A 12,506-nucleotide genomic window follows, 5' to 3' on the forward strand; every position below is an offset into this window, starting at 1 on the left:
TCACCCGTGAAAAGAAGAATGTATTGGAGTCTGTGCGCCACCTCGATTTTGCTTGTGCTGCTCACCATGGCGCTGACCCTCTGGTCGGTCTATGGGCTGCTTGTCCGGCAGGCAAAGACCGATCTGCGGCAGGAATATAACCTGATTGCAAGATCTATCACCTATGCCGCGCCAAACGCAGCTGATTACCTGGACAGTCTGGATCTGCGTCTTGAGAGCTTCCGCGTCACAATGATCGCGCCGGACGGCACGGTGCTCTTTGACACCGACAACAATTCCAATAAGATGGAAAACCACCTGTCCCGTCCGGAGATTGCCTCGGCGCTTGAAACCGGAAAGGGTGAAGACATCCGCCGGTCCGAAACGATGGGGCTGGATTCGTTCTACTATGCGGAAAAGCTTCCGGACGGCAGCGTGCTGCGCGTCTCGAACCAGACGCGCAGCATCGGCGCCGTATTTGTGAGCATCATCCCGCTGATTGCGGGGATCGTGCTGGTTATCCTGGTGGCGGGTATGGCGATTGCGTCGCGGCTGACCCGGCGGATGCTCCGCCCGATCGAAGAGCTCGCGAAGAACATCGGGAACACCGATACCCTCGAAGGCTATGAGGAACTCGAGCCGTTTTTCGTAAAAATCCGGGAACAAAACCGGTTGATCAGCCAGCAGATGGAGCATCTGCGCGAGGAGCGGGACACCATCCGGACGATTACCTCAAACATGAAGGAGGGACTGGTGCTTCTGGACAGAGGCCGTTCGATCCTTTCGGTCAACCGCAGCGCAATCTCCCTGCTTGGGGCCAAAAGCGCAGATTACACCGGAAAGAACCTGCTCAATCTTTCGCGCGGCGTGGAAATGGACGAATGTGTCGGAAGGGCGCTTGCCGGGGCCAGCGCCGATGTGGTTGTCGACTGCGACGGGCGCGCCTGCCACATTTTTGCAAGCCCTGTGCTGAACGCCGGGGAGGTCTGCGGCGCGATCGTGCTCATCATGGACGTGACCGAGCAGCAGAAGGCGGAGAAGATACGCCGCGATTTTACCGCGAACGTTTCCCATGAGCTCAAAACCCCGCTCACCTCGATATCTGGCTTTGCGGAGATGATCGAAAACGGCATGGTGGGGCAGGAGGCGGACGTGAAAAAATTTGCCGGCCGCATCTATCGCGAGGCAAGCCGTCTGATCACCCTCACCGACGACATCATCCGTCTCGCACGGATCGAGGAGGACGGCCGGGCGGATATGGAGCCGGTCGATCTCAAAGCGGTGGCGGACAGTGTGGTAAATACCCTCGCTTTTACCGCGGAGCAAAAACAGGTGGCGATTGCCGCCGGAGGCGGGCCGCTTACCGTGCAGGGCAATGCGCGCATGCTTGAGGAGCTCGTTTATAACCTCGCGGAAAATGCCGTCAAATATAATCGGCCGGGCGGCCGGGTGGATATCGGCGTGCGCCGGGAGGGGGACTGTGCGGTGCTCACCGTGTCGGACACCGGAATCGGAATTCCGAAGGAACATCAGGAGCGGATTTTTGAGCGTTTCTACCGGGTGGATAAATCCCGCTCGAAACAGACCGGCGGCACCGGGTTGGGGCTTTCGATCGTGAAGCATATCGTAGAGCGGCACGGCGGGACCATTTCGCTCGTGAGCGCGCAGGACGCGGGCACCACGGTTACGGCGCGCATCCCGCTGCAATAGACAGGTAAAAGTAAAAAGGCGGCTTCCCAAAGGGAAGCCGCCTTTTTACTTCATACCAGCATGCCGGTGATTGCATGGGAGATGAGGAATACCCCGGCGCCGCCAGTGACGAGCGGCGTGAGGATTTTCAGAAGGCGGTTGGTTTTGCAGGTGAACCACCGGTAAAGACTGTCAAAACGGTCCTGGCACCGGACATAGAGCAGATACATGAGCATGAGCGGCGCGGAATAGATGAGGTTATAGACCACAAGGATCGTCACGATCAGCCAGATGGGGAGGGCGTGGGTGAGCAGCACGGCCAGAAAAGCAAAGTAGGGAAGCGCCGAAGGCAGTTCGCAGAGGGTGGCCACGCTGCCGAGCACAAACAGGGACGCCGGCCCGACATGATGTTCCCGGTTCTGCTTTTCAGGGGGTGGGGAACCTTTAAGCGCGGCCAGATCGTCCTCGAGCGCGCGAATTTTTTCGCTGGTGAAGATATGGCTGGTGGCGACAATGAGGACGATGCCCAAAAGCAGCTCCGCCGTAAGCAGAAGCGCGAGATGCCGGGTGAAGAAGTCGGCGAGGAAGCTTCTCAGCAGCGCCGCGGCGCCGAAATAGACGAGCAGGCCTCCCAGAAGATTTGTAAAGAAGGTGGCGCTGATGTAAAACCAGATATGCTGCCGGCGGCGGGCCAGTCCCTGCAGCACAAACTGTTGTGCGATCGCCACCGGGTTCAGGCTGTCCACGACGGCGGCCGCAATTGCGATTGCAAAAATCGAATACATAGGTACGGCTCCTTTACTACGAAAATCCACCTCAAACCAGACTATGGCGGTTTGGCTTTTTTGGTGCGGGCCGGATCGCCGGGGAAAAGAAAAATCGTCAGGCCTGTCATATCCACAGGCCTGACGATATGTTTCAAAAGTTTTCCGGGTTTTGTATCGCGCGGCCCGGCGGCCGCGGCGATCCGGCTGATTCAGTTCCCTGCCATCTTAGCAAACCCGGACGGCTTTGTCAAGGGGGAAACGCAGAGCTCCCTATTTATCTTGGGACTGATGATTTTCAACTCCGTTAATTTCACTACGTGTTGAATAAAGCAGAAAAAGATGATAGAGTAAATAAAAGGAGTTGAACTGATATAAAAAAGAAAATCATCATATTGCTATCTGTTGTAGTAATTTTTTTGACTGGCATTATTGTGTGGTTTAATATCCCACTCAACTTGATGGATTTAGACCCTAATGAGGTCTTGGAAATCGTTGTTTTCAATGGTAACAGCGGAAATGCAACACATATTACCGACAAAGAGCAGATTCAACATATTGTCGAAAATTTGAATGATGTTGAAGTAAAGAGGTCAAAACCATCTATTGGATATTCTGGGTATAGTTTCAAAGTAACTATTTATCTGTCTGATGGAAATGAAGCAGACGATTGGAACAATTTTATTATCAATTCAGATGATACAATTAGAAAAGACCCGTTTTTCTATTCGGTCACAAAGGGAAACATTGATTACAGTTATATTGAAAGAATTGTAAAATAATGGGGATTTCAACTTGTTTGTCAAGCAGTTATCTTCTAAATAACCTCCCTTCGTCGAAATGACGAAGGGAGGTTATTTAGATCCCGAATCAGTCCAAAGGGTAATTGGGAGACGCAGGGGCTTTGGGCTGCTATCCCAGCATCTCCAAAAACCGGCTTGGCTTTGCGGGGGAATTGCCCAACCCATAACGGGCATAGGAGAGGAACAGCTTCCTTTTTGCGCGGGTGATCGAGACGTAGAACACCCGCTTTTCCTCGGTTACATCGCCCGAACGCACTGCCTGGAAGGTGGGGAATACCCCTTCCTGCAGCACTGGCAAAAAGACGTAGTCAAATTCGCAGCCCTTCGACTGATGTGCGGTGATGACCGGAACCTTGTTTCCGGTGCGGGAACGCTGACTCAGCTCCCCGGCGGTGAGCGCCGACAGTTCCAGCAGGTTTGCGATCTGCTGCGGCAGCGGTACGCCGGGTTGAACACAGTCGGCGGCGTAGTCAGCGAGCAGTTCGAGGCTCGATCGTTTTTCTGGGTCGTCGGCATAGGCTTTGTCAAGACCGAAACGTTCCCGCACCAGGAAAAAAAGCCCGGGCAGGTCCAGGCCGTCCAGTTTTTCCGCTACCTCCCGGAAGATGGCGAAAGCCTGTGCGAAGCGGCCGATGTACTGCGCGTAGCAGGCGCGGCGGGCCTCAGTGCGCGGGATGAGATAACGCAATATAAGCGCGGTCAGCACATCGGCGGTGGCGAGAATGTCATCCATCGCATCGTGCGTGGGGTCGTGCGCCGCGCCGAGCGCCGCCGACACGGTTGCGAGCTTATGGTCGGGCAGATCCTTGAGAAACCGCCGCGAAAGGTCGAGGGTATCGTACCAGACGTTTGCGAACGGCCGTCTTACCGCGCGGCGGCGCAGGTTATTTTGGGTGATCGCCATGTCGAAACCTACGTTATGCCCGACGATCACACAGCCGTCGGTAAAGTCGAGAAAGGCCCCAAGCGCGTCGGCGGGGTCGTCGCCGCGTTCTGCCAGAAAGGCGTCCGAGAAGCCGTGCACCCGTTCGGATTCCCCCACCGGCCGGGAGGGGCGCAGGTAGCGCTCGAACCGCGCCGCGACCGCACCGTCCGGCGCGAGGCGCACCGCCGCCATCTGGACGATATCATCCGCATACACGTCGGTGCCGGTCGACTCCACGTCGAATACGACGACCTTCCCTGCGTCGAGCGCTTCGATGAGCGGCGCGAAGAAATCCCCGGTGCGCTGGGTGCGCGGATCGACGAAATCGGCCAGCGCCACGCCGAGCCCCTCCTTGTAGCGGGAGATAACCGCGTTTACCGTTGCGGCGCCGACGCCCGGCAGCAGACGGACAAGTATCCGCTTGAGGCTTTCGCTGTCACGCGGGTTCGCAATGACCGACAGGCAGGCGAGCGCGTCTTTGCTTTCGGCGCGCTTAAAAAGGCGGAATTCGTCCGCCAGCATGAACGGGACCGGTTTGCCTTCGCCAGGCCGGCCGGTTTTGAGAAGGTTGCAGACCTCGTTGCAGGCTTTGTTGGTGCGGGTGATGATCGCGGCACGGGAATAGTCGGTCAAATCGAGCTTTTGCAGTTCCCTGTAGATCCAGTCGACCTCTTCGGGCAGCGTGTCGAACGACCGGACCGTCACATCGGTGCAGGTGGGGGAGGAAATCCCCGGCCCGCCGGGAATCCCTTTGCCGAAGGCGGTGTAGAGGAAATTCTGCGCGACGGCGAGCAGCTGCCCGCTGCTGCGGTAGTTGACGGTAAATTCGATCACAAGCGGGTGATATTCAGCGGTGAAGCGGTTCAGGAGCGCGTCGGGATTCGAGCCGCGCCATTGATAGATCGTCTGGTTGAAGTCTCCCGCAAGCAGGATAACGGCATTGCCGCAGAGCTTCTGGAGCAGCTCATATTCCGCAATACTCACATCCTGCACTTCGTCGATATGGATGTACCGATAACGCCCGCGCCAAAGAACCTTCGTCTGTGGATCAGAAAGGGTCAGGCTGGCGCGGATAAGCAGGTCGGAAAAGTCGAGGGTGTTGTTTTGCAGGAGCTTTTCATTATAAAGCCGAACAATCGATGCCCCATATTTGGCGAGAAAAGCATAAAATTTCGGGTCGAACTGGTACTGCGCGTCGACGCAGATGCGCTCTGTTTCGGCGCGCCGCACGGTGAGCGCCTCGACCGCCGCGCCGGAAATCCCGCCCGCCGGATGCGCGAGCTGGCAGTCCTTCACAAGCCCGATGAAGTTTTGCAGGATCGTTGCGGGCCGGTCGGCCAGTTCCCGACCGGTCACGGTGTAGACCACCTCCCGGATCACCTCGCGCGCGTCGTCGGTGTCGCAAACGGTGAAATCGCAGCCAATATCGGTGAAGCTTCCCGGCGTCTGGCGCAGCAGCCAGGCGCAGAAGCTGTGGATGGTGCGCACCGTGACCGCGCGCGCAGGGGCGCCCGCGATCTTTTCGATCCTTTCGACCATCTCCTTGCAGGCGCGGTTGGTGAAGGTGAGACAGAGGATCTCTTCCGGCTTTGCGGCGTTTGCGGTGAGCAGGTTTGCCACTCTCCAGGCGAGAGTGGAGGTTTTGCCGGTGCCCGCGCCCGCGAGCAGCAGGATGTGGTCGGTTTTGTTTTCGGCGGCGAGCGACTGTTGGGCGTTCAGCACTCCGGCGGTCGCGCTCATCGGAAATCCTCCTCGGTTTGTATTTCCACGGCCGCTTCGCGCAGCAACGCGGCCGTAAGGCCCTCGCCGGGGATCACTTTTCCGGAGAAGGTTCCGTCATAAACCAGATGGGAGCCGCAGGAGGGGCTTTTTTCCTTGAGGATTGCCCGGTGGACATCGAAAATCCGTACGGTTTTCAGGGCAAGTTTCGCGCCGCGCGCGAAAGCCTTGGTCAGGTCGTCGCCGTCGTGGGAAAGGACCGCCCCTCCGCGCCGCTCGCAGGGGGTGCGCGGCGTGGGAAGCCCGGCCTGCGCTTCGGGGCAGATGGGGACCGCTTCTCCGGCTTCGACAAGCTTTTGAACGGCGGCCACAAGGTTTGCTCCGCCGTCGTAGCGGCAGCATTCTCCGGCGAGGCAGCCGCTCACCGCGACCGATGGCTGCGGCAGGCCGCAGAGCTCCCGGTAGGCTTTTGTGAGCGCCGCGTCGAGATAGTCGCAGCGCGGGCGCAGGCCGGCCGCGTCGACGCTGCGCTGCATCAGCGCGACCGTGCCGGCGAAACGCGCGTCCTCACCGTCGGTTTCGGCAAGCTCGAGCGAGCTGTGGTTGACCGGGGTGCCGTCGATGAGGTGCAGCGCGGCGTTATAGACGATTGTGCCGCAGTAATCGACTGGAACGACGGCCGGGCGGTAGACGAATCCGTTCACGGTCACAGCGTTGTTTTGGATATAGTCAAGATTCATTTGTTTCACCTCGTAAAATCAGCCCGCCCGGATTGCGGGCGGGCTAATTGGAATTTGTGAAAATGGAGGGCCGCTTTTTGCGGAAAGCAGCCATTGAAAACCGCACCCTTCGATTCGGGCGCCGCCGCTACCTTTCTTCGCGGTAGTAGTTGTTGCCGAGGTAGGCCGGGATATTGACACCCTTCGATTTGTTCATCGAAGAAACGATCAGCACCAGCGCGGTGATAATAAACGGGAGCATGTCATAGAAGGCGACCGGGATGTCAATGACGCTCTTGGGCATATAATACTTGAGCACCCGAAGCGCGCCGAATACAAATGACCCGCCGATCGCATAGGCCGGTTTCCAACCCGCGAAGATGACCAGCGCGACCGAAATCCAGCCAAGCCCGCCGACATTGTCGCTGATCCAGACGCCGCCGTTGATGATCATCGAGCAGTACGCGCCGCCGATGCCGCAGATACCGCCGCCCAGCAGGATGTTCAGGTATTTCCATTGGATGACCTTGATGCCTGCCGCGTCGGCCGCGGCAGGATTTTCCCCGATGGCCGAAACATTGAGGCCGGTTTTGGTGCGTGAAAGGTAAAAGCCCATAATGAGCGCAATGACGATGCCGAGATAGACGAACGGGTTATACGAGAAGAACAGCTCGCCCACAACCGGCAGATCGCTGAGTCCCGGGATATGGACGCTGCGCATGTTTGCCGTGATCCCATCGGGGAGCTTGAGGGTGCCGGTTTCGGAGAAACCAAGGGCATAGAGCCCCAAAAAGTTTGCAAGCCCCACGCCAAAGATGGTGAGCGTAAGCCCGGTGACGTTCTGATTGGCCATAAAGGTGACTGTCAGAACGGCATAGATGAGGGCCGAAAGCACGCCGGCGGCAAAAGCGGCAAGCAGCGCGACCGTGAAGCTGTCGCTGTAATAACCGGCCATGAAGCCCGCGCAGGCGCCGATCGACATCATGCCTTCGACGCCGAGATTCAGATGGCCGACCTTTTCGGAAACGATCTCGCCGACCGTGCCAAAGAGGAGCGGCGTCCCGGCGAGCACCGCCGCGACCAGAAATTTGATGAACAGATCCATTAAGACGCCCCTCCTTTTTTGCGCATCACAAAGTTATACCGGATAAAGAATTCACATCCGAGCACGAAAAACAGGATGACCGCCTGCAGCACATCGGCGCAGTCGATCGAAAGCCCATAGGTGGACTGGATGACGCTGCTGCCTTTTTCGAGCACCGAGAAAAGAAACGAGATGATGGTGATTGAAATGGGGTTGAGCTGTCCGAGCCAGGCCACGATGATCGCGGTGAAGCCGACCCCGCCCGCCACCGCGTTGGTCAGGGTGATGTCGCTGCCGGTGGCCTGTACCATGCCGGCGACGCCCGCGACTGCGCCCGAAAGGAACATCGTGCGCAGCATGATCGTTTTAACCTTCATCCCAGCGTACTGGGCGGTGTGGTTGCTTTCCCCAACGACGCTGATCTCATAGCCCTGCTTGGTATACTTTAGATAGATGTAAACCAGCGCAACCAGCACCAGCGCGATGATCCAGCCGAACTGCACGCCCAGCACCTTGTCGAGCGCGGCGTTCGCGTCGAACCGCGCGATCTTTGGGAAGCCCTGCGAGCCGGGGTCCTTCCACGGACCGTCGCGCAGGAAGTTGACCATATGTAATGCGATATAGTTGAGCATCAGGGTAAACAGGGTTTCGTTGGTGCCCCACTTCACCTTGAAGATCGCGGGAATGAGTCCCCAGAGCCCGCCGCCGATGACACCGGCCGCGAACATCACAAGGATCAGCACCCAATGGTTCCAGCCGCTGTGGAAGAGGGCGAAATAGGACGCGCAGATCGCGCCGGCGATGATCTGCCCCTCGGCGCCGATATTCCAAAAGCGCATTTTGAACGCCAGCGTTACGCCAAGCGACGAGATGAGCAGCGGGATCATGATCTTGACGGTGGCCTGAATGGCCATCTTGGAACGGAAGGCCCCCGAAAGGATGGTTCCGTAGATTTCAAACGGATTGTGGCCGAGCATCAGGATGAACACGCCGCCCGCGATGATTGACAGCACCAGCGCTTCGGCGCGCAGCAGCATGACCTGCCGCGGAGAACGTTCAGCGCGCTTGACCACCCGCAGAAATGGCTCGCGGATCGTTTTTTCCTGGTTCATGCGCTCACCTCCCCAGAATCGGTGTGGGAATCGGTCATCAAAAGGCCGATCTGTTCCTTGGTCGCGGTGCGCGCGTCCACAAGCCCAGTGATCCGGCCATGGCAGAGCACCAGGATCCGGTCGGAAAGCTCGAGCAGCACGTCGAGGTCTTCGCCCACGAACACCACAGCCACGCCGTTTTTCTTCTGCTCGTTGAGCAGGTCATAAATCGTGTAGCTCGAGTTGATATCAAGCCCGCGCACCGGGTAGGCGGTGACCAGCATGGCGGGGTTCGATTCGATCTCGCGGCCGATCAACACCTTCTGGACGTTTCCACCGGAAAGCAGGCGCACAGGCGTATCCACGCCCGGCGTAACGATCTCGAGATCCTCCACCAGTTTTTCGGCGAGCGCCCGGGCGGGCCCCCGGTCGACAAACGGGCCGGAGCTGTTCTGATAGGATTTTAAGAGCATGTTGTCCACCATGCCCATCGAGGCGACCAGCCCCATCCCAAGCCGGTCCTCCGGAACAAAGCCCATGCGGATGCCAAGCTTGATGATTTCGGCCGGTGTTTTACCGAGAATCTCCTCACCTTTGAAGGTGATGTGCCCGCTCTCGGCGCTGATGAGCCCGGCGATCGTCTCGCAAAGCTCTTTCTGTCCGCTGCCTGCCACGCCTGCCACGCCGAGAATTTCCCCGGTGCGCACCGCAAAGGAGATCTTGTCGATGGCGCGGGAGCCGTCCGGCTTTTTAACCTGCAGATCCTTGATTTCCATGACCGTCTGGGGGTCAACGGGGTCCGGCCGGCTGATCGAAAGGCTGATCGGGCGCCCGACCATCAGCTCAGTGAGCTTTCGGGCGTCGGTTTCAGCGGTATTCACCGTGTCCATGCTTTTTCCCTTCCAGAGGATGGTCACCCGGTCGCTAAGCTCCAGCACCTCCTGGAGCTTATGGGTGATGATGATGATCGCACAGCCCTGTTCACGCATCCTGCGCAGGATGGCGAAAAGTTTTTCGGTCTCCTGCGGGGTGAGCACGGCCGTGGGTTCGTCCAGAATCAGGATCTGGGCGTTGCGGTAGAGCACCTTGAGGATCTCGACCGTCTGCTTTTCACTGACGCTCATCTCATAGACCCGCTTCTCCGGATCGATCTCCAGCCCAACCGAACGGCTGATTTCAAGAATCCGCTCTTTCAGGACCTTGGGCGGGATCTTCTTTTCCTTGGTGCCGAGCACGATGTTGTCCATCGCGGAAAAGACATCCACCAGCTTAAAATGCTGATGAATCATGCCGATGCCGAGATTCATGGCGTCGACCGGCGAATTGATCGCCACCTCGCGCCCCGCGATTGCGATCGACCCGCTGTCCGGATGGTAAATACCGGACAGCATATTCATGAGGGTCGTTTTGCCCGAGCCGTTTTCCCCAAGCAGGGCAAGGATCTCCCCATAACGGACCTTCAGGTCGATTTTGTCATTGGCCACCACGCTGCCGAAGGTTTTCGTGATCTGCTTGCATTCGATCGCGTAGGTTTCATTTGCAGTCTGTGACACGTTATCACCCCAAACTTTGTTTTCCAGGTGGGTTTGCTCCGCAAAAGACGCGCCTATTCCGTATGCTTTGCGCAGAAAACCCGCCGGTGTATAAATTTTGAAAAAGGGCGGCCTTTTTTGAAAGACCGCCCTTTTGTCAAACGCTTATCGATCCGGTTATTTCAGGACGACGTTCTTGTAGTACCAGTGGATTCCGCCGGTGATATCGGCGTCGGAAAGCTTCTCGCCTTCCGCGCAGACGACGTTGCCTTCGTTGTCCTCGATCGGGCCGGTGAAGACGTCCCATTCGCCGGACAGGATCTTGGCTTCGGCTTCGTCAACCTTCTCCTGGGTGCCTTCCTCACAGAGGTCGGAAAGCGGAGCCATGGTGACAAGGCCGTCCGCCATGCCACCGAAGTAGTTGCTGCCGTCCCAGGTGCCGTTGATGACATCTTCGACAGCCTTGGTGTAGTAAGCCGACCAATCCCACATGGTGGAGGTCAGGACCGCTTTCGGGGCGTCCTTACTCATATCGGAGTTATAGCCGACCGCCCAAACGCCTTTTTCTTCAGCGGCAAGCGCCGGGTTCGGAGTGTCGCAGTGCTGGCCGATGACGTCGCAGCCTTCGGCGATCAGCGCTTCAGCAGCCTGTTTTTCGCCTTCCGGATCAAACCAGCTGCCGGTGACCTTCACGTAAACTTCCGCGTCCGGGTTGACCGAGGCAACGCCCATCGCGAACGCATCGCATCCTCCGGTGACTTCCGCGTTTTCCTTGTTCTGCGCGGCGACGTAGCCGATCTTGTTGGTCTTGGTCTTGAGGCCCGCCGCGATGCCGGTCAGGTAACGGGACTGATAGATGCGGCCGAAGTAGTTGTTGAAATTCGCGCCGTTCGACTTGTAGCCGGTGCCGTGCGAGATGATGACCTCCGGATACTCGGCGGCAATCGCTTCGCAGGTGTCCATGTAGCCCCAGCTGGTCGCAAAGATGACCTGGCAGCCTTCCTCAATGCACTCGAGGATCGCGGTTTCGATCGCGGAGGCATCCTGGTCGTTGACATTGTTCTTGCGGACGATCTGGTCGTCGGAAAGGCCGAGCTTCTGCTGCATGCCGACAATGCCCTGGTCATGGGTGTAAGTGTAGCCGGAACCTTCCGCCGGGTCGGTGATGTGGATGACGCCGACCTTCAGGTCCTCTTTGGCGACGGGCGGGTAAAGACCCTGGGCCGGCGCTTCAGCAGCTTCGGATGACGCGGGTTCGGAAGCATCGGCCGGAGCGGACGATGCCGGGGCGGCGGAAGACGCCGGAGCAGCGCTGCTCGCGGGGGCGGTGGAGCTGCCGCAGGCGGTCGCGAAGATCATCGCGAATGCCATCAGCAGAGCCAAAATCTTTTTGTTCATTTTTCATTTCCTCCCAATTTTCGTAAAAAATACGAATTTATCTTGCAAACATCCGGGCGGCGGGTTTGGCCGGCCGGATGCTGACAACATCAAAATCAGTTGCGGAAAAGGATTTTGCCGGTCTGATCGTCCATCCCGTCGACAATGGCGAGCGATTCAACCCGCACGCCCTGTGAACGGATCAACTTTCCGCCCTCCTGGAAGCCCTTTTCGATCACGATGCCCGCGCCGACGAGCGCGGCGCCGGAATCGATCACCAGTTTGCAGAGTCCCTGCAGGGCGCTGCCCTTGGCGAGAAAATCGTCGATAATGAGAACCCGGTCGCTGGGGGTGAGGAATTTTTTTGAGACGATGATGTCGTAAACCCGCCCATGGGTGAAGGATTCAACGCGGGAGGTGAAGACTTCACCGTCGATGTTTTTGCTCTGGGATTTCTTCGCGAAAACCACGGGCACGTCAAAAAACTGCGCTGTTACACACGCAATCCCGATCCCAGATGCTTCTATGGTTAGGATTTTGGTCACACCGCAGTCGCCGAATAGCCTTTTAAATTCTTTGCCGATCTCCATAAACAGGGAAATATCCATCTGATGATTCAGGAAACTGTCCACCTTGAGGACATTCCCGGCCTTGACATGCCCGTCTTTGAGGATCCGTTGTTTCAGCAGTTCCATTGAGAGTCTCCCTCCGTTTTGGCATATGCTTGTCCGGACCCCGGCCACGCATTGTTGCTATAGGAACAGTTTAACGTAAATTTACAATTTCTTCAATGGGGCAATATGCAAAAAAACCGGAGAAAGTAA

At 57.7% G+C, this 12,506-nt stretch carries 10 protein-coding genes; 2 read left to right on the top strand and 8 right to left on the bottom strand.

All coding sequences use genetic code 11. From position 1 onward, the window contains the following. Positions 1-6 precede the first annotated feature (6 nt). Positions 7-1,689 carry a sensor histidine kinase gene (locus BN4275_RS09690; RefSeq protein ID WP_066457381.1) on the top strand — a complete coding sequence of 561 codons (1,683 nt, stop codon included), beginning with the start codon at positions 7-9 and terminating at the stop codon, positions 1,687-1,689. Positions 1,690-1,739: 50 nt separating this feature from the next. On the opposite strand, the gene BN4275_RS09695 is transcribed toward BN4275_RS09690, so the two are convergent. Then, positions 1,740-2,453: a GAP family protein gene (locus BN4275_RS09695; protein WP_066457385.1), complete on the bottom strand. Its 714-nt coding sequence runs from the start codon at positions 2,451-2,453 to the stop codon at positions 1,740-1,742. Between the two features lie 374 nt (positions 2,454-2,827). On the opposite strand from BN4275_RS09695, the gene BN4275_RS09705 reads away from it, so the two are divergent. After that, on the top strand, positions 2,828-3,214 hold the full coding sequence (locus BN4275_RS09705; protein WP_242863628.1) for a hypothetical protein: 387 nt from the start codon (positions 2,828-2,830) through the stop codon (positions 3,212-3,214). A 130-nt stretch (positions 3,215-3,344) separates the two neighbouring features. On the opposite strand, the gene BN4275_RS09710 is transcribed toward BN4275_RS09705, so the two are convergent. The 7 genes from BN4275_RS09710 to BN4275_RS09740 form a co-directional block, all read right to left on the bottom strand. After that, on the bottom strand, positions 3,345-5,900 hold the full coding sequence (locus BN4275_RS09710; RefSeq protein ID WP_066457400.1) for a 3'-5' exonuclease: 2,556 nt from the start codon (positions 5,898-5,900) through the stop codon (positions 3,345-3,347). After that, entirely contained in the window at positions 5,897-6,619 is a 723-nt protein-coding gene (locus BN4275_RS09715) for a 2-thiouracil desulfurase family protein (protein ID WP_242863630.1), read from the bottom strand. Before BN4275_RS09715 ends, BN4275_RS09710 begins: the two co-directional genes overlap by 4 nt. 127 nt (positions 6,620-6,746) lie before the next feature. Next, positions 6,747-7,703: an ABC transporter permease gene (locus BN4275_RS09720; protein WP_066457408.1), complete on the bottom strand. Its 957-nt coding sequence runs from the start codon at positions 7,701-7,703 to the stop codon at positions 6,747-6,749. Continuing rightward, positions 7,703-8,794, bottom strand: a complete 1,092-nt coding sequence (locus tag BN4275_RS09725; protein WP_066457418.1) for an ABC transporter permease — start codon at positions 8,792-8,794, stop codon at positions 7,703-7,705. Before BN4275_RS09725 ends, BN4275_RS09720 begins: the two co-directional genes overlap by 1 nt. Continuing rightward, entirely contained in the window at positions 8,791-10,326 is a 1,536-nt protein-coding gene (locus BN4275_RS09730) for an ABC transporter ATP-binding protein (protein WP_066457421.1), read from the bottom strand. The genes BN4275_RS09725 and BN4275_RS09730 overlap by 4 nt, the downstream gene beginning before the upstream one ends. 156 nt (positions 10,327-10,482) lie before the next feature. After that, positions 10,483-11,703: a BMP family ABC transporter substrate-binding protein gene (locus BN4275_RS09735; protein ID WP_066457424.1), complete on the bottom strand. Its 1,221-nt coding sequence runs from the start codon at positions 11,701-11,703 to the stop codon at positions 10,483-10,485. A 95-nt stretch (positions 11,704-11,798) separates the two neighbouring features. Next, positions 11,799-12,377 carry a xanthine phosphoribosyltransferase gene (locus BN4275_RS09740; protein WP_066457431.1) on the bottom strand — a complete coding sequence of 193 codons (579 nt, stop codon included), beginning with the start codon at positions 12,375-12,377 and terminating at the stop codon, positions 11,799-11,801. Positions 12,378-12,506: the final 129 nt, after the last annotated feature.

This window comes from Anaerotruncus rubiinfantis, from assembly GCF_900078395.1.
GTDB lineage: Bacteria > Bacillota > Clostridia > Oscillospirales > Ruminococcaceae > Anaerotruncus > Anaerotruncus rubiinfantis.